The 17,679-nt window shown below is 69.7% G+C and carries 12 protein-coding genes; 7 read left to right on the forward strand and 5 right to left on the reverse strand.

Translation table 11 applies throughout. From position 1 onward, the window contains the following. Positions 1-86: 86 nt before the first annotated feature. From ABT130_RS02130 to ABT130_RS02145, 4 genes are all read left to right on the forward strand, one after another. Positions 87-1,724: an ABC-F family ATP-binding cassette domain-containing protein gene (locus tag ABT130_RS02130; RefSeq protein WP_350952064.1), complete on the forward strand. Its 1,638-nt coding sequence runs from the start codon at positions 87-89 to the stop codon at positions 1,722-1,724. A gap of 86 nt (positions 1,725-1,810) precedes the next feature. Next, on the forward strand, positions 1,811-2,791 hold the full coding sequence (locus tag ABT130_RS02135) for a LacI family DNA-binding transcriptional regulator (protein ID WP_030918816.1): 981 nt from the start codon (positions 1,811-1,813) through the stop codon (positions 2,789-2,791). A 348-nt stretch (positions 2,792-3,139) separates the two neighbouring features. Further along, entirely contained in the window at positions 3,140-3,691 is a 552-nt protein-coding gene (locus ABT130_RS02140) for a hypothetical protein (protein WP_350952066.1), read from the forward strand. 265 nt (positions 3,692-3,956) lie between these two features. Continuing rightward, entirely contained in the window at positions 3,957-4,682 is a 726-nt protein-coding gene (locus tag ABT130_RS02145; RefSeq protein ID WP_350952068.1) for a hypothetical protein, read from the forward strand. Positions 4,683-4,716: 34 nt separating this feature from the next. Here ABT130_RS02145 and ABT130_RS02150 read toward each other — a convergent pair whose 3' ends face one another. After that, on the reverse strand, positions 4,717-5,223 hold the full coding sequence (locus tag ABT130_RS02150; RefSeq protein ID WP_350952070.1) for a hypothetical protein: 507 nt from the start codon (positions 5,221-5,223) through the stop codon (positions 4,717-4,719). A 129-nt stretch (positions 5,224-5,352) separates the two neighbouring features. Between ABT130_RS02150 and ppgK the strand changes: the two genes are divergently transcribed. Further along, complete coding sequence (gene ppgK, locus ABT130_RS02155) at positions 5,353-6,105, forward strand: polyphosphate--glucose phosphotransferase (protein WP_350952072.1); 753 nt, start codon at positions 5,353-5,355, stop codon at positions 6,103-6,105. 152 nt (positions 6,106-6,257) lie between these two features. Here the strand turns inward: ppgK and ABT130_RS02160 are convergent, their stop codons facing one another. From ABT130_RS02160 to ABT130_RS02175, 4 genes are all read right to left on the reverse strand, one after another. Beyond that, positions 6,258-8,048 (reverse strand): ABC transporter permease, encoded by a 1,791-nt coding sequence (locus tag ABT130_RS02160; RefSeq protein WP_350952074.1) that lies wholly within the window; start codon positions 8,046-8,048, stop codon positions 6,258-6,260. A 5-nt stretch (positions 8,049-8,053) separates the two neighbouring features. Continuing rightward, a complete protein-coding gene (locus ABT130_RS02165) occupies positions 8,054-8,800 on the reverse strand; it encodes an ABC transporter ATP-binding protein (protein WP_350952076.1) in 747 nt (248 codons plus the stop codon). Beyond that, on the reverse strand, positions 8,797-9,330 hold the full coding sequence (locus ABT130_RS02170; protein WP_350952078.1) for a PadR family transcriptional regulator: 534 nt from the start codon (positions 9,328-9,330) through the stop codon (positions 8,797-8,799). The genes ABT130_RS02165 and ABT130_RS02170 overlap by 4 nt, the downstream gene beginning before the upstream one ends. 340 nt (positions 9,331-9,670) lie before the next feature. Then, entirely contained in the window at positions 9,671-10,660 is a 990-nt protein-coding gene (locus tag ABT130_RS02175; RefSeq protein ID WP_350952080.1) for an LLM class flavin-dependent oxidoreductase, read from the reverse strand. A 493-nt stretch (positions 10,661-11,153) separates the two neighbouring features. On the opposite strand from ABT130_RS02175, the gene ABT130_RS02180 reads away from it, so the two are divergent. Then, a complete protein-coding gene (locus ABT130_RS02180) occupies positions 11,154-13,454 on the forward strand; it encodes a glycoside hydrolase family 6 protein (protein ID WP_350952082.1) in 2,301 nt (766 codons plus the stop codon). A gap of 217 nt (positions 13,455-13,671) precedes the next feature. Continuing rightward, a complete protein-coding gene (hrpA, locus tag ABT130_RS02185) occupies positions 13,672-17,565 on the forward strand; it encodes an ATP-dependent RNA helicase HrpA (protein ID WP_350952084.1) in 3,894 nt (1,297 codons plus the stop codon). Positions 17,566-17,679 lie beyond the last annotated feature (114 nt).

The raw sequence follows: 17,679 nt of genomic DNA on the forward strand, positions 1-17,679 counted from the left end.
TGCGGTGCCCACTCGGGGTGGCCTGACGCTAGATCGGACATATCGGACATGACGTCGCGGCCGCCGAGGGCGGATAACGTTTACGCATGAGTGCCACCATCGTCGCCAAGGATCTGGCCGCCGGACACGGCGACCGAGCGCTTTTCACCGGGCTCGACCTGGTGGTCGCCCCGGGCGACGTCGTCGGCCTGGTCGGGGTGAACGGCGCGGGGAAGTCCACCCTGATGCGGATCCTCGCCGGGCTGCTGCCTCCCGAGCACGGCTCCGTGCGGCTCAGCCCGCCCTCGGCGTCGGTCGGCTACCTGCCGCAGGAGCGCGAGCGCCGGGCGGACGAGACGGTCGCGGGCTTCCTGGCCCGCCGCACCGGGGTGGCCGCCGCGCAGCGCGCACTGGACACCGCGACCCAGGGGCTGGTCGAGGGCCGTCCGGGTGCCGACGACGAGTACGCCGCGGGTCTGGAGCGCTGGCTGGCCCTGGGCGGTGCCGACCTGGAGGACCGCGCGGGGGAGGTGGTCGCCGAACTCGGCCTCGCTGTGGAGCTCGACCGGCCGATGACGGCGCTCTCCGGGGGGCAGGCGGCGCGGGCGGGCATGGCCTCCCTGCTGCTCAGCCGCTACGACGTCTTCCTGCTGGACGAGCCCACCAACGATCTCGACCTGGAGGGGCTGGAGCGGCTCGAACGCTTCGTCACCGGTCTGCGCGCCGGGACCGTCCTGGTCAGCCACGACCGCGAGTTCCTGGCCAGGACCGTGAACCGGGTCGTCGAGCTCGATCTCGTCCAGCGGTTGATCCGTCTGCACGGCGGCGGCTACGAGGCGTACCTCGCCGAGCGTGAGGTCGCCCGCCGGCACGCTCGCGACGAGTACGAGGAGTACGCCGGTACCGTCGCGGCCCTCAAGCAACGCGCCGGGATCCAGCGTGCCTGGATGGAGAAGGGTGTCAGGAACGCGCGGCGCAAGGCGACGGACAATGACAAGATCGGCCGTAACCTCCGTGCCGAGACGACCGAGAAGCAGGCCGCGAAGGCCCGCCAGACCGAGCGGATGATCGAGCGGCTGGAGGAGGTCGAGGAGCCCCGCAAGGAGTGGGAGCTCCGGATGGAGATCGCGGTCGCCCCCCGCTCCGGAGCCGTCGTCGCGACGCTGCGCGAGGCCGTGGTCCGGCGTGGCGCGTTCGCTCTCGGCCCGGTGAACCTGCAGATCGGCTGGGCCGACCGGGTGGCGGTCACCGGTGCCAACGGCTCGGGCAAGTCCACGCTGCTCGCCGCGCTCCTGGGCCGGATCCCGCTTCAGGAGGGAGGTGCCTCACTCGGTCCCGGCGTGGTCGTCGGCGAGGTGGACCAGGCGCGCGGGCTGTTCCTCGGTGACGAGCCCCTGGTGGACGCCTTCGGGGCCGCCGTGCCCGACATGACCCCCGCCGACGTCCGTACGCTGCTGGCCAAGTTCGGACTGCGCGCCGCGCATGTGCCGCGCCCGGCCGTCACCCTGTCGCCGGGGGAGCGGACCAGGGCGGCGCTGGCGCTGCTCCAGGCGCGCGGGGTGAACCTGCTCGTGCTCGACGAGCCGACCAACCACCTGGATCTGGCCGCGATCGAACAGCTGGAGTCCGCGCTCGCCTCCTATCCCGGTACGCTGCTGCTGGTCACCCACGACCGCCGGATGCTGGACGCGGTGCACACCACCCGGCGCATCCACGTCGACGCCGGTCGGATCATCGAGAGCTGAACGGGACGGCTACCGGCACCTTGACTCTTGACGTAACTTTCGCAAGTTTACGCAAGTAATTGCTTCCCTTGCCTTATAGTTTCATCATGACGCGACGGCTTGCAGAAGTGGCCAAGAAGGTCGGGATGAGCGAGGCGACGGTCAGCCGCGTGCTCAACGGGAAGCCCGGGGTGTCCGAGGCGACCCGCGAGGCCGTTCTCACCGCGCTCGACGTGCTCGGCTACGAGCGGCCGACCCAGCTGCGGGGTGACCGGGCGAGGCTGGTCGGGCTCGTCCTCCCCGAGCTGCAGAATCCCATCTTCCCCGCTTTCGCCGAGGTGGTCGGCGGGGCGCTGGCCCAGCAGGGGTTCACCTCCGTGTTGTGCACCCGCACGCTGGGCGGCGTCTCCGAGGCGGAGTACGTCGACCTGCTGCTCCAGCAGCAGGTGTCGGGTGTGGTGTTCGCCGGAGGTCTGTTCGCCCAGGCGGACGCCTCGCACGAGCACTACGAGCTGCTGCGGGAGCGGCGCCTGCCGACCGTGCTGGTGAACGCCGCGGTCGCGCATCTCGCCTTCCCGCAGGTTTCCTGTGACGACGTGGCCGCCGCCGAGATGGCGCTGGGCCATCTGCGGTCGCTGGGCCACGAGCGGATCGGCATGGTGCTCGGCCCCCCCGATCACGTGCCCTCGCGGCGCAAGCTGGACGCGGCGGGGCTCGATCCGGAGTTCGTGGAGCACACCATGTTCTCCCTGGAAGGCGGGCACGCGGCGACCGCGCGGCTGATCCGCAAGGGCGTGACCGGCGTCATCTGCGCCAGCGACGTGATGGCCCTGGGGGCGATCAGGGCGGCCCGCAGGGCGGGGCTCTCCGTGCCCGGAGACGTCTCGGTGATCGGCTATGACGACTCCGCGCTGATGAACTGCACGGACCCGCCGCTGACGACGCTGCGCCAGCCGATCGACGCGATGGGGCGCGCGGTCGTCGACCTTCTCGCGGCCCAGATCGACAAGGCGCTGGTCCCGGCCGACGAGCTGCTGTTCGAGCCCGAACTGGTGGTCAGGGCCTCGACCGGCCCGGTGAAACGCTGAGGGAACTCGCTGTTTCCACAGTCGTTTGTCGCTGACTTCCTTATTTGCGTTAGAGCATTGCGGAAACATGCTTTAAAACAGGGGTTTAATGTTCAAGAATTCCTGAAATTTGCAGCTCAGGTGTTGGCCTCCACTGCCGGTCAGCCCATCGATGGGCGATGTGCTCACTTTGGGACATCGTGGGGCTTGTCCGGCACTTTGGTGGTTACTGAGCCATCTACGGGCCGCCCTTTTACCGTTTTGGTCGCGCTGCGTAGTTGCTGATCTCTTAAGGTGATCGCAGCGGGTGTGGAAGATCCATTACTTGCTCATCCCCCCGAAGACTCCGTCATTCGGAAGGAAGAGACCTTGCGTAAGAGATTCACCGCACTCACCTCGGCGGGGGCGGGCGCCTTGCTGTTCATCCTGGCGGCGCCGGCGGTGGCGGCACCCAGCGCCGACACCATCGTCACGTTCACCGTGACGGCGGGAAGCCTGGACATCACCGCGCCGGCCGGTCCGACCAACATCGGCTCCACCGCTCCCGCCGGCACGGTCACCGGGCAGATCGGCCCGGTGTCGGTCTCCGACACCCGCGGCGGGGCCACCTCGCTCTGGACCGCGTCGGTGTTCGCGACGGACTTCACCGTCGACGACCTGACCGTTCCCTTCGCCGCGGTGCAGTACTGGTCCGGCCCGGCGACCGCCACCACCGGCGGCGGTACCTTCACCCCCGGCCAGCTCACGGCAGGCGACGCCGTCACTCTGACCGGTACGACGGAGACCGCCGTGACGGCCTTCGGCCACACGGGGGGTACCGGCGGTAGCACGGCCACCTGGAACCCCACGTTGATCGTCAACGTCCCCATCACGGCCGAGCTGGGCGCCTACAGCGGGACGGTGACACATCAGGTGGCGTAACCGGCTCGCTGGAGCGTTCATACCGACGCTGCTGGCCGCGCTGTTCTCCGGCGCGGCCGGCGCGAGCCCGGTCACCACCGACCCCCGGGGCACGATCGGCATCCGCCTCCTTGAGGCGCCGGTCAGCCACCGCAACGACCCGCGCGCGCTCTCCTACATCGTCGACCATCTCCGTCCGGGCACCACCATCCAGCGAAAACTGGAGGTTTCCAACACCTCCAAGAGGACCCAGCACATCCGCCTGTATCCGGCCAGTGCCGACATCGTGCGGAACACTTTCAGCGCGCCGCCGGGACAGGTCCAGAACGAGCTGGCGAGCTGGATATCACTCGACCGCCCCTCGATCGACGTGGCACCGGGCGGCAAGGAGGTCGCGCAGGTAAAGATCACAGTGCCGCCCGCCGCCTCGCGCGGCGAGCGGTACGGCGTCGTCTGGGCGGAGAGCGTGGCCGAACCCGACGTCACCAACCCCGTGCGCGTCATCAATCGTGTCGGGATCCGCGTCTACCTCGACGTCGGGAACGGTGGCGACCCGCCTTCGGACTTCCGGGTCGAGAATCTGACCCCCAAGCGCGGCACGGACGGCAGCCCGCAGGTGGCGGTACTGGTCCGTAACACCGGTGAGCGGACGCTGGACATGAGCGGGACGCTGTCGCTGTCGGAGGGACCGAGTGGCCTGCAGACCGGCCCCTTCCCCGCCGACCTGGGAGTCACGCTGCTTCCGGGGGCCGCCGCTCCGGTGATCGTGACCCTGGACCCGCAGGTGCCCGCAGGGCCCTGGAAGGCGAAGCTGACCCTGATGAGCGGCATGGTGAAACGGGCGGTCACCGCCACCATCACCTTCCCCTCGACGGGCACGGGCCCGCCTGTCAGGCCCGACCAGGACTACCTGCCCATGGTGGGGCTGATCGCGGGACTGGTCGTGCTGCCCGCGACGGCACTCGGATTCATGGTGCGCCGCAGGCGCCGGACCGCCTCCCCGGTGAGCTGACGCTCTCACCGGGGAGGGCGGCTCCGGCCGTCGGTCACTTCGAGACGTAGAGGACCTTCCAGGTGCCCTCGTACAGGCAGTTCAGCGAGGGCTTGGAAGCCTTGGCCTCCGAACAGACCTTCAGTTCGACCTGGTAGAGGTCGCGCTGGGTGAACGCGAACGACTTCGGAGTGCGGTACGAGCAGTCGACGACACTGTGGTGCTTGAACGGCAGGTTCCCGTCCGCGGTCCGGTAGGTGAGGCGGAAGACCGCCCAGCCGCAGGAGGGCCCCTTGGTCAGGTCGTAGACCTTGCCGGAGATCCGGCCCGTCGCGGCGGCCGGGATGTCGGCGTGGTCCTCGCCGGTGACCGTCAGTGAGCCGTGTGTCTTGGCCTTCCGGCCGGGAGCGTACCGGACGCCCCATTGGATGGTGCCCTGGGTGGCGCTCTGCGCGGCCGTCGTGTCCTCGGTGGGGCCGGTCGCGGCCTGGGCGGCCACCGGGGTGATCGATATGAGAGCGGCGGCGAGGGCGAGTGCTGTCAGGGAACGGGTGATCGTCATGGGAGGGGTTCCTTTCCGGCTGCGATGCCCACAGTCTGAGATGGGCTGCTTTCAACCGGGTTGACCACCATCTGCAAACGAGTATCAGCCCCCTATCAGGGGGAAGGGGAACAGGCAGGAGGTAGGCACATGGAAGCGCTGGGAATCGACATCGGCGGGTCGGGAATCAAGGGTGCGCCGGTGGACGTCGCCGCGGGGCGGCTGACGCGAGAGCGGTTGCGCATTCCCACACCGAAGCCCGCCAAGCCCAGAGCGGTGGCCGAAGTGGTGGTGCGGATCGTCCGGCACTTCGACTGGGACGGGCCGGTGGGCGTGACCTTTCCTGGAGTCGTGGTCGACGGGGTCGCCGGCTCGGCCGCCAACGTGGACAAGGACTGGATCGGCACGAACGTGCGAGAGCTGTTCTCCGCGGAGACCGGCCTGCCGACAACGGTGCTCAACGACGCCGACGCGGCAGGCCTGGCCGAGGTGGGAGCAGGGGCGGCCAAGGGCAGATCGGGGGTGGTCATGCTGCTGACCTTCGGCACCGGGATCGGCAGTGCCCTGCTCATGGACGGTCGTCTGGTGCCCAACACCGAGCTCGGCCACCTGGAGATCAGGGGCAAGGAGGCGGAGAAGCATGCCTCCGCCCACGCGCGGGAGGCACACGACCTCGGCTGGGACGAGTGGGCCGACCGGGTGACCGAGTATCTCGAACACCTTGAGGTGCTTTTCTCTCCCTCGCTGTTCGTCATCGGCGGAGGGGTCAGCAAGAAGGCCGACAGGTTCCTGCCCCGGATCAAGATACGCACCCCGATCGTCCCCGCGGCTCTCCAGAACGAGGCGGGCATCGTGGGCGCGGCCATGGCGGCCTTGCGAAAGCAGCAGAACCGGCCCGCCTAGCCGGCCGCGGTGACGCCGCTGTCAGAACGCGAGCGCCGGTGGGCCGGGTGCCCGTCGGTGAACGCCGGTGAGGCGGATGAGGTCTCTGCGGGGTTGGGCGGGCCTCGGTCCGCTGAGCGCCGCTGCCGCCGACGCCTGCTGAGCGGGGCTGATCACGCTGTTTCGGCGCTGAGGGTCTGTGCCACGGGCCGCCGGGCCGCCAGGCGTGCGGGCAGGGCGGTGAGTGCCGCCGTCGCCAGGAGAATCGCGAGTGCGGCGCCGAGCAGCCAGGAGGAGGGGGGTTCCGCCGAATTCCTGGCGGCGAAGAGCGAGAGCAGGCCGATGCCCAGAGGGAGGCCGATGATGGCGCCGGGCAGGCTGGGCAGGAGCTGGGCGGTGGACAGTCCCGCGGCGATCTGTCCGGGGGTGGCGCCGAGCGTACGTGCGATGGCCATGTTCGCCCGGGCCTCCATGGCAGTGGTCCAGGTGAGCGTGATGGTGTTCACGACGGCGAGTGCGATCAGCAGGATGGTGACGGCGAGCATCAGCCGGCGGTCGTGCTCGCCCCGCAGGTTGGGCAGGGCGGAGGAGCCATCCAGGCCGTAGCCCCTCTCCGGCTGGGCGTGGAGGGTCAGCAGGGCGACGATCGCGATCACTGTGGTGGCGGTGGAGCACGCCTGCAGCACGGCGCGGCCCGGTCGGCGGGCGGTCAGCCGCAGCCCGAGCAGCAGCGGCGTGGGCAGCAGCGCGGACAGCGCGGTGAGCCAGGGGCGGTGACGGGGCTGGTGCGCGGTGGCGGACAGCGCCGTGACGGTCGCCGTACGCATGGCCCGCAGCGTGGGACGCAACGTGGACAGCACCGCCACCGCCACGGCGAGGACGGTCGCCGTGGCAACGGTGGCGCCGCCGGGCCCGACCGCGTCGCCGATCCGGCTGGCGGTGGGGCTGGCGATGGCGGGCACGGTCAGGCGGGCGATCACCAGCCCCAGCGCGTCGCCGACCAGCGCCAGCGCCAGGTACTCGGTGAGCAGGACGGTGGCGATCAGACCCGGGGCGGCGCCGACGGCCTTGAGCAGCCCGGCCCGGCGCGTCTGCTGGACGGCGCGTCCCGCGGCCAGCGCCGCCACTCCGGTGATGGCCAGGAAGCTGAGCAGCCAGCTACCGACGATCAGGATCGGCTGGCTGTCCCTGAGGATGACCATGTCCTGTTCGGCGGTGAACTGCCAGGAGTGGAAGTTGGTCCTGATGGTGGAGTCGCGGTGGGCGTCGCGGAAGTCCTCGGTGGCGGCGGGGTCGCTCAGCTTGAGGTCCAGGGCCATGGTCACCGGGAGATCTTGGGACGACGCCAGGGCCCGGGCATCTGATCGGGTCATCCAGGCCAGGCCGGTGTAGTCGCTGGGGCCGCCGTACGGGCCGATCTGCGCCGCCCAGGGGTAGATGGAGGTGGCCGCGGCGACGGCGATTCCGACGACGGGGTACGACCGGCCGGCGATGGTGACGTGGTCGCCGACGCCGACGCCCAGCGCGGTGGCGAAGCCGCGTTCGAGGACCGTGCCGCCGGAGCGTACCCACTGACCCGAGGTCACCAGCGGCCGGTTGACCGTGCCGGGCGTCTCGGCGAAGCCGTGCACCACCACTGGGGACGACGTGGAATCGCGCGTGGTGAGGTCGGCGTAGACGATGCGATAGGGGCCATGGTGGGCGATCACTTCGGGAGCGTTCGTCAGCGAGGCCAGGGCCGAGGTCACGGCGGGGCCCGTGTCGCCGGAGAGTGCCACCACGTCCGGCCCGGCGGTGGCCGCGCGGGTCTGTTCGTACAGCGCGTCGCTCACGCCGCGCAGGGACAGGCCCAGGGCCATCGTGGCGGTGGCCACGGTCACCGCGAGCAGGAGCATCACGGCCTGGACCTTGTGCCGCCGCATGTCAGCCAGCACCAGACGCACGACGAGCACGATGAAGCCCATGACGTTCAGCCCTCCAGCCTGATCAGGCCGCCGAGCCATCCGGTGCCGGTGCCGGTGCCGGCCAGCCGGGTGTCGTCGACGAACATCCCGTCACGCATCGAGATCAGCCGGTCCGCGGTGGATGCGACCCGTTCGTCGTGCGTGACGATCACGAGGGTCTGCCCCGCGGCACGCAGATCTTCGAAGATCCTCAGCACATCGAGGGTCGCCGCGGTGTCGAGGTTGCCGGTCGGCTCGTCGGCCAGGACGACCAGCGGGTCGTTGGCCAGCGCACGGGCGATGGCGACCCGCTGACGCTGCCCACCGGACAGCTGCGACGGCAGATGCCGGGCACGGTCGGCGAGCCCGACCCGTTCCAGCAGCAGGCTCGCGCGGCGCCTGGCCTGGCGGTGCGAGCGCCCGGCCAGCAGCACGGGCAGCTCCACGTTCTCGGCCGCCGACAGCTCCTCCACCAGATGGAAGGCCTGGAAGACGAACCCCACCGACCGGCGCCGCATGCGCGCCATAGCCCGCTCGCTCAGCGTGTCGACGCGCTGTCCGGCCAGCCACACCTCTCCATCGGTAGGCCGCTCCAGACCACCCAGCAGGTGCAGCAGAGTGGATTTCCCGCAGCCGCTGGGCCCCATCACCGCCAGCATCTGTCCCTGCGGCACCTCCAGGTCGACCTCGTCCACCGCGCGGACCCGGCTCTGCCCCTGACCGTGCGTCTTCATCAGGCCGCAGGCCCGGACCGCGGCACTTGACACGTTCATCCACCCTCGACTTCGTCATCGACCTCGGACCAGGACCGCTCACAGGCATCCAGCCAGCGCAGGTCCGCCTGCAACCGCAGCACGACCCCTTCCAGCAGCAGGCCGGCGCCCGACCCCGCCGGCTCGGCCAGCGCCGCCTGCTGCGCCTCACGCAAGCGGCGCAGCAACTCACGGCGCTGCGCCGCCACCAGCTCCACCGGGTCGGCCAGCCGGGCCGCGGCGGCAGCGGCGAGCTTGAGATGAAACTCCGCCAGGTCCGGTTTCGGCCAGCCCACCTCGGTCAGCCAGGCGGCCACCCGCTGCTGCCCGGCCGGCGTCAGCGCATAGACCTTGCGCTCCGGCCGCTCGGGCAGGCCGTCCGCCCGCTCACCGGCGACCAGCCCCGCTCGCTCCAACCGGGCCAACGTCACATAGATCTGACCGCGGTTCATGGACTCGCCCAGCGGGCCAAGACTCCGCCGCAGCCGAGCGTGCAGGTGGTACCCGTGCGACGGCTCCTTGGCGAGCATCGCCAGCACTGCGTCCTGCATGTCACCCCCTAACGGTTGGCCAATAGATAGCGGTTACCCATTCGAGGTGTCAAAACGGGACACCCGGCGATCTCCTGGACCGGCTCGCCGTCAGCTGAGGGATGGATGGAAAGGCTGAGGTGATGGGGCGGGCCGGTGGACCCGTCCCGGCGAGGATTCATACTCAACCGGTGAAGCGCCGGTCAGACCGGTGCGGCCCGGTTCGAGGCCGGCCGCTCAGCGCTTGTCGCGGTGCTGGTCGAGTACTTGAGGACACCGCGGTCGTACACGGGACCTGCGGAGCGCCCGGTGCCGGGAAAGTGGCACGCCGGGTTTCGGTGGCTCACGCCGCCGTCGAACGTCAGGTGGCGAGGAGGCCGTGGGCTTCCGCGAGGAGTTCGAAGGAGCGCAGCCAGGCCTTCCGGTCCGGGGAGGCCGAGACGGTGATCAGCTCGTCGGCCTGGAAGTTCTCGGCGAAGCGGTCGAGGTAGTCTGTCACCTCGGCCGGGGTCCCGATGGCGGAGTAGGTGGCCATCTGGAGGATCTGCTGCCCCGCGGGGGAGGCGAGGATGCCGTCCGCCTCCTCCGGCGTGAACTTCCGGCCCCGGCCGAGCAGCAGGCTGACCCGGCTGCGCTTCATGGCCAGGAACTGCTCCTGCGCCTCGGCCGTGGTGTCGGCCGCGAGGACGTTGACGCCGGCGATGACGTACGGGCGATCCAGCTGCCGGGACGGCTTGAACTCGCGCCGGTAGAGCGAGACGGCGTCCTGGAGCGCGTTCGGCGCGAAGTGGGAGGCGAAGGCGTACGGCAGCCCGAGTGCGGCGGCGAGCCTGGCTCCGAACAGGGAGGAGCCGAGGATGTACAGCGGCACGTCGGTGCCCTTGCCCGGCGTCGCGTCGACGCCCGGGATCCGGGACTCGCCGGTCAGGTATCCCTGCAGTTCCAAGACGTCCTGCGGGAAGTCGTCCGCGGCCATCGGGCCGCGGCGCAGGGCTCGTGCGGTCTGCTGGTCACTGCCCGGAGCCCGGCCGAGACCCAGGTCGATGCGCCCCGGATGCAGCGTTTCGAGGGTTCCGTACTGCTCGGCGATGGTCAGCGGGGAGTGGTTGGGGAGCATGACGCCGCCGGCTCCGAGGCGGATCGTCCGGGTGTGCGCGGCCACGTGGGCGATGAGGACGCTGGTCGCCGAGGAGGCGATGGTGGGCATGTTGTGGTGCTCCGCGTACCAGATCCGCCGGTAGCCCCACTCCTCCGCGCGCTGGGCCAGGGTCACGCTGGCCCGCAGGCTGTCGGCGGCCGTCTCTCCCTCGCCGATGTGCGCCAGATCAAGGATGGAGAGCGGAAGAGCCATGGAGAGCAAGCCTTTCATCGCGGGGAGGGAGGAGCGTGCACCCCTTCGAGTTCTGTGCAACGGCTCCGGTGCTGCGGTTATTTCAGCGCCGCTCGCCGGGACGGCACCGGAATCCACCGTGGTGGGGGTGAACGGCCCTCAGCTCACCACCCCCTTCAGCCTGGCCTTGACCTTCCCCGCATGCGGCGTGTCCTCCGCGAACGGCTTCCAGGTCCGTGTTGCGGTGCCGGTACTCGGGAACGCGCTTTCCGGAGGCGATCTGGAGGCGAGATCCGCGGCGCCTCGGAGTTCGTCCACAGGTGGCCGGTACGCACCATTTTGGACCGGTCGCGGACAGGGCTCTGAAACTTTCATCGGGTTCGAAACCCGTTCGGTGAGGTCAGGGGCCAGGACGGTCCTAATTCAGGGGCTCCGACGTGCAACAAGCTGTACACACGGGTGAAACATCCGGACTATGGGAGCGCTCCCACCATCGTCCTGGAGATGATCACGCATGAGAGTCAATTCGCGTCGCCACGCCTGGCGTAATCGGGCGGCGACCACGGCGGCACTGCTGGTGGCCGCCGCCGGCCTTGCCACCGGGCAAGCCGCCACCGCGCACGCCGCAGTCGCCTGCGACGTCGCCTACACGACCAACGACTGGCAGGGCGGCTTCACCGCAAGCGTGACCGTCAAGAACCTGGGTGACCCGCTGACCGGCTGGACCCTCGGGTTCAGCTTCCCGACGACCACCCAGCAGCTCACCCAGGGCTGGAGCGCCACCTGGGCGCAGAGCGGCCAGGCCGTCACCGCCAAGAACCTGGACTGGAACGGCAACCTGGCCACCGGCGCCTCGACCAGCATCGGCTTCAACGGCAACTGGTCCGGTACCAACCCCAAGCCGACCTCCTTCACGATCAACGGCGTGGCCTGCGGCGGGACCACCCCCGGCAACCAGCCGCCCACGGTCAGCCTGACCAGCCCCGCCTCGGGCGCCTCCTACCAGGCCGGCGCCGCCGTGCCGCTCACGGCGACCGCGAGCGACGACGGCGCGGTCAGCAAGGTCGAGTTCTACGTCGACGGCACGCTGGTCAACACCGACACCACCGCCCCCTACTCCTACTCCGCCACGGGTCTGGCGGCCGGCTCCCACACCGCCAAGGCCAAGGCGTACGACAACGCCACCCCGGCGCTCTCCACCGAGACCGCCGCGGTCCCCTTCACCGTGGCCGGCACCTCGACCCCGTCGATCGTCGCCTCCCCGACCTCCGTCAGCGTCCCCGAGGGGGGCTCCGCGACCGTCGGCTTCCGGCTCAGCCAGGCGCCGACCGGCAACGTCACGGTCAACCTGAGCAAGACCGGTGACAGTGACATCACCATCGCGCCCTCCACGCTGACCTTCACCACCGCCAACTGGAACGCGGCGCAGAACGTGACGGTCTCGGCGGCCCAGGACGCCGACCAGACCAACGGCACCGCCACCATCACGGCCGCCGCCAGTGGCTACACCAGCGCCACGGTCACCGCCACCGAGGCCGACGACGACGGCAACCCGCCGGTCGGCCACGTCGACAACCCGTACACCGACGCCACCGGTTACGTGAACCCGGACTGGTCGGCCAAGGCCGCCGCCGAGCCGGGCGGCAACGCGGTCGCCAAGATCTCCACCGGTGTGTGGCTGGACCGCATCGCCGCCATCGCCGGCTCCTCCTCGGCCATGGGCCTCCGTGCCCACCTGGACGAGGCGCTCCGCCAGGACGCGGCCAACGGCAGCAAGCCGCTGACGATCCAGTTCGTCATCTACAACCTGCCCAACCGCGACTGCTCGGCGCTGGCCTCCAACGGTGAGCTGCTCATCTCCCAGAACGGCCTGAACCGCTACAAGACCGAGTACATCGACCCGATCGCCGCGATCATGGCCGAGCCCAAGTACGCGGCCCTGCGGATCGTGTCGATCATCGAGATCGACTCGCTGCCCAACCTGGTCACCAACCTCAACCTGGCCAAGTGCCAGGAGGCCAAGGACAGTGGCGCCTACGTCAACGGCGTCCGTTACGCCCTGGACAAGCTGCACGCGATCAACAACGTCTACACCTACATCGACGCCGGTCACCATGGCTGGCTCGGCTGGGACACCAACTTCGGCCCGTCCGCCGACCTGTTCGCGACCACCGTCGCCGGCACCGTCAAGGGCTTCGACAGCGTGGACGGCTTCATCACCAACACCGCCAACTACTCGGCGCTGAAGGAGCCCCACTTCAACATCGGCACCACGGTCAACGGCCAGACCGTCCGCCAGTCCACCTGGGTCGACTGGAACTTCTACGTCGACGAGCTGTCCTTCGCCCAGGCCTTCCGGAACACGCTGATCCAGAAGGGCTTCAAGTCGAACATCGGCATGCTGATCGACACCTCCCGCAACGGCTGGGGAGGCTCGGCCCGCCCGGCCGCCGCCAGCACCTCCACCGTGCTGAACACCTTCGTCAACGAGTCGAAGGTGGACCGCCGGATCCACGCCGGCAACTGGTGCAACCAGAGCGGTGCCGGTCTGGGCGAGCGCCCGCAGGCCAGCCCCGCCGCCGGTCTGGACGCCTACGTCTGGATCAAGCCCCCGGGTGAGTCCGACGGCTCCAGCAAGGAGATCCCGAACAACGAGGGCAAGGGCTTCGACCGGATGTGCGACCCGACCTACGGCGGCAACGAGCGCAACGGCAACAACATGAGCGGCGCCCTGGCCGACGCGCCGGTCTCCGGCCAATGGTTCTCCGCCCAGTTCCGCCAGCTGCTGCAGAACGCCTACCCGGCGCTCCCGTAGTCCGCTGATCCCGGGTCCCGCCCCCGCGGGACCCGACCTGCGAAGCTCCGCCGCCCCCGCCGGGGGCGGCGGAGCCGTTCTCTTTTCGGCGGGGCGGATATTGGGATGCGAGGAGGCGGCGGGTCGGGCAGCATGAACGGTTGGGGCTTCACGTGGAGGCCTTCGAAGGGCACGCGTGAGCCGTCAGGCGCGGGCCGAAAGTATCCTGGGTTTCAGTATGGGAACGCCTCCTTTGACATCTCCGCTCTCCGAACTGCACGCGCGCCTGCCCGAGCTCACGCTCCGTGACCAGCGGCGGCTACGACGCAGGCTCGACGGGGCTCGCAAGGTCAGAAACCGGGCCGCGCAGCAGAAGATCACCGTCGAGATCACCGCCGACGTCGAGCGGGCCGAGCGCCGGGTCGCCCGGCGCCGCGCCGGCGTCCCCACGGTCACCTATCCGGAGGCGTTGCCGGTCAGCCAGCGCAAGGACGACATCCTGGAGGCGATCCGCGACAACCAGGTCGTGATCGTCGCCGGTGAGACCGGCTCGGGCAAGACCACTCAGCTACCGAAGATCTGCCTGGAGCTCGGCCGGGGCGTCAGGGGGCTGATCGGGCACACCCAGCCCCGCCGCATCGCCGCCCGTACCGTGGCCGAGCGCGTCGCCGAAGAGCTCGACACCCCGCTCGGCGACGCCGTGGGCTACAAGGTGCGCTTCACCGACCAGGTGAGCGACGGCACGCTCGTCAAGGTCATGACGGACGGCATCCTGCTGGCCGAGCTGCAGAACGACCGCGACCTCGACCAGTACGACACGCTGATCGTCGACGAGGCGCACGAGCGCAGCCTCAACATCGACTTCATCCTGGGCTACCTCAAGCAACTCCTGCCGCGCCGCCCCGACCTGAAGGTGATCATCACCTCGGCGACCATCGACCCCGAGCGCTTCTCCAAGCACTTCGGCGACGCGCCGATCGTGGAGGTCTCCGGCCGGACCTATCCCGTTGAGGTGCGTTACCGGCCGATCGCCGAGGACGACGACCAGATCCAGGCGATCGGCAACGCCGTCGACGAGCTGTGCGCCGAGGGACCCGGCGACATCCTGGTCTTCCTCAGCGGCGAGCGGGAGATCCGCGACACCGCCGAGGCGCTCGCCAAGCGCAAGGACGCCGAGATCCTGCCGCTGTACGCCAGGCTGTCCGCCGCCGAGCAGCACAAGGTCTTCCAGCGGCACACCAGGCGCAGGGTCGTGCTGGCCACCAACGTGGCCGAGACCTCGCTGACCGTGCCCGGCATCAAGTACGTGGTCGACCCCGGATTCGCCCGCATCTCCCGCTACAGCCACCGCACCAAGGTCCAGCGCCTCCCCATCGAGGCGATCTCCCAGGCCTCGGCCAACCAGCGCAAGGGCCGCTGCGGCCGGGTCTCCGACGGCATCTGCATCCGGCTGTACGAGGAGGACGACTTCGTCACCCGGCCGGAGTTCACCGACCCGGAGATCCTCCGTACCAACCTCGCCTCGGTCATCCTGCAGATGACCTCGATCGGCCTGGGCGACATCGGGGCCTTCCCGTTCGTCGAGCCGCCCGACCAGCGCCAGGTCAGGGACGGCTACGACCTGCTCCAGGAGCTGGGCGCCTTCGACCAGGGGCGGCAGATGACCCCGCTCGGCCGCAAGCTGGCCGGGCTCCCCGTCGACCCGCGACTGGCCCGCATGGTGCTGGAAGCCGACCACAACGGCTGCGTCCGCGAGGTCATGGTCATCGCCTCCGCCCTGTCGATCCAGGACCCGCGCGAGCGCCCGGCCGACAAGCAGCAGGCCGCCGACGACAAGCACCGCCGGTTCGCCGACAAGGAGTCCGACTTCGTCTCGTACCTGAACCTGTGGAACTACCTGCAGGAGCAGCAGAAGGAGCTCTCCTCCAGCGCGTTCCGGCGGCTGTGCAAGGCGGAGTTCCTCAACTACCTGCGGGTCCGCGAGTGGCAGGACGTCTACGGCCAGCTACGTCAGATGTCGAAGACCCTCGGCGTCGCCCTCAACAGCACCCCCGGCGACGAGCAGAAGATCCACATCTCCCTGCTCTCCGGCCTGCTCTCCCACGTCGGCGTCAAGGACATCGACAAGAAGACCGCGGAGCCCGGCGCCCGCCGCGGCACGAACGAGCCGCGCCGGCCGATGACCGAGTACGTGGGCGCGCGCAACGCCCGGTTCGCGATCTTCCCTGGTTCCGCGCTCGCCAAGAAGCAGCCGCTCTGGGTGATGTCCGCCGAGCTGGTGGAGACCTCCCGGCTCTGGGCCCGGGTCAACGCCAGGATCGAACCCGAGTGGGTCGAGCCGCTCGCCGCGCACCTGATCAAACGCACCTACTCCGAGCCGCACTGGGAGAAGAAACAGGGCTCGGTGATGGCGTATGAGAAGGTCACCCTGTACGGGGTGCCGATCGTGGCCCAGCGCAAGGTCAACTACGGCCGCATCGACCCCGAGCTGAGCCGGGAGCTGTTCATCCGGCACGCCCTGGTCGAGGGCGACTGGGAGACCCACCACGCCTTCTTCGCCGAGAACCGCAAGCTCCTCGAAGAGGTCGAGGAACTGGAGGAGCGGGCCAGGCGCCGCGACATCCTCGTCGACGACGAGACCCTGTTCGACTTCTACGACCAGCGCGTTCCCGCCGACGTCGTCTCCGGGCGGCACTTCGACTCCTGGTGGAAGAAGGTCCGCGCCGACCAGCCCGACCTGCTCAGCTTCGAGAAGTCGATGCTGATCAGCGAGTCGGCCGGCGACGTCAGCCGGCGCGACTACCCCGACGTGTGGCGCCAGGGCGGCCTGCGCTTCCCGCTGACGTACCAGTTCGAGCCCGGCACCGACGCCGACGGCGTCACCGCGCACATCCCGCTCGCGCTGCTCAACCAGGTCAACGTCGAGGGGTTCGACTGGCAGATCCCCGGGCTGCGCGAGGAGTTGCTCACCGCGCTCATCCGCAGCCTGCCCAAGAACATCCGGCGCAACTTCGTCCCCGCCCCCAACTACGCCAAGAAGATCCTCCAGCGGGCCGAGCCCACCCAGGAGCCACTGCTCGCGGTGCTGGAGCGCGAGCTGCTCAACCTGACCGGTTTTCAGGTGACCCGCGAGGACTGGCAGCCCGGCCTGGTCCCCGACCACCTCAAGATCACCTTTCGGGTGACCGACGGTCGCAGGCAGAAGCTGGCCGAGAGCAAGGACCTGGCCGATCTCAAGCGGCGCCTCGCCCCCAAACTCCGCCAGACCCTCTCCAAGGCCGCCGACGGCCTGGAGAAATCCGGCCTGACGGGGTGGACCGTGGGCGCGCTGCCCAAGACGTTCGAGCAGCGCAGGATGAAGGCCTATCCGGCACTCGCCGACGAGGGCGCCACCGTGGCGGTACGGATGTTCGAGACTGAGGCCGAGCAGCGCCGGGCCATGTGGGAGGGCACCCGCAGGCTGCTGCTGCTCAACACCCCGTCCCCGGCCAAATGGGTGCTCGGCCGCCTCGGCAACCAGTCCAAGCTCGCCCTGAGCCGGAGCCCGCACGCCGGTGCCGTCGCCCTGTTCGACGACTGCATCGCCTGCGCCGCCGACCACCTGATGAACGAGTACGGCGGGCCGGTCTGGGAGGAGTCCGCCTTCACCGCCCTGCACGAGGCGGTCCGCGCCGAACTCTTCGACACCACGGCCGAGGTGGTCGCTCGCGTCGAGAGCATCCTCAAGGTCTGGCACACCGTCTCGACGCTGCTGCCCGAGTCCCGCTCGACGCCCGCGATCGAGGACATCCGCGACCAGGTGGCCAACCTGGTCTACCCGGGCTTTGTCACCGAGACCGGCTACAAGCGCCTGCCCGACCTGCTCCGCTATCTCAAGGGAGCCGAGCGGCGGCTGGAGAAGGTGCACGAGGACGCGTTCCGCGACGGGGAGCGGATGGGCAAGGTGCACGACATCGAGGACGACTATCACGAGCTGGTCGAGAAGCTCCCCCCGGCCCGCCGCTCCGACGACGACGTCCGGCAGATCCGCTGGATGATCGAGGAGCTCAGGGTCAGCTACTTCGCCCAGACCCTCGGCACCCCGTACTCGATCTCCGACAAGCGCATCCGCAAGGCGATGGAGAAACTATGAGCCGGTTCGCCCGCCGGGGCGGGGGAACGGCTGCCGGGGCTGTGCTGTCGTGCCACAGTGCTGTGCACCGCAACGCGTTCGTCTTCAGCGGGTCCCTACTGATCAAGAAGGGAC

The sequence above is a fragment of the Streptosporangium sp. NPDC001681 genome (assembly GCF_040298085.1).
Taxonomy (GTDB): Bacteria; Actinomycetota; Actinomycetes; order Streptosporangiales; family Streptosporangiaceae; genus Streptosporangium.

Bases quoted from the DNA above. Each gene is read 5' to 3' on its own strand.
- ABT130_RS02160 (WP_350952074.1), bottom strand. From the start codon at position 8,048: ATGGGCTTCATCGTGCTCGTCGTGCGTCTGGTGCTGGCTGACATGCGG.
- ABT130_RS02135 (WP_030918816.1), top strand. From the start codon at position 1,811: ATGACGCGACGGCTTGCAGAAGTGGCCAAGAAGGTCGGGATGAGCGAG.
- ABT130_RS02170 (WP_350952078.1), bottom strand. From the start codon at position 9,330: ATGCAGGACGCAGTGCTGGCGATGCTCGCCAAGGAGCCGTCGCACGGG.
- ppgK (WP_350952072.1), top strand. From the start codon at position 5,353: ATGGAAGCGCTGGGAATCGACATCGGCGGGTCGGGAATCAAGGGTGCG.
- ABT130_RS02175 (WP_350952080.1), bottom strand. From the start codon at position 10,660: ATGGCTCTTCCGCTCTCCATCCTTGATCTGGCGCACATCGGCGAGGGA.
- ABT130_RS02180 (WP_350952082.1), top strand. From the start codon at position 11,154: ATGAGAGTCAATTCGCGTCGCCACGCCTGGCGTAATCGGGCGGCGACC.
- ABT130_RS02150 (WP_350952070.1), bottom strand. From the start codon at position 5,223: ATGACGATCACCCGTTCCCTGACAGCACTCGCCCTCGCCGCCGCTCTC.
- ABT130_RS02130 (WP_350952064.1), top strand. From the start codon at position 87: ATGAGTGCCACCATCGTCGCCAAGGATCTGGCCGCCGGACACGGCGAC.
- ABT130_RS02165 (WP_350952076.1), bottom strand. From the start codon at position 8,800: ATGAACGTGTCAAGTGCCGCGGTCCGGGCCTGCGGCCTGATGAAGACG.
- hrpA (WP_350952084.1), top strand. From the start codon at position 13,672: ATGGGAACGCCTCCTTTGACATCTCCGCTCTCCGAACTGCACGCGCGC.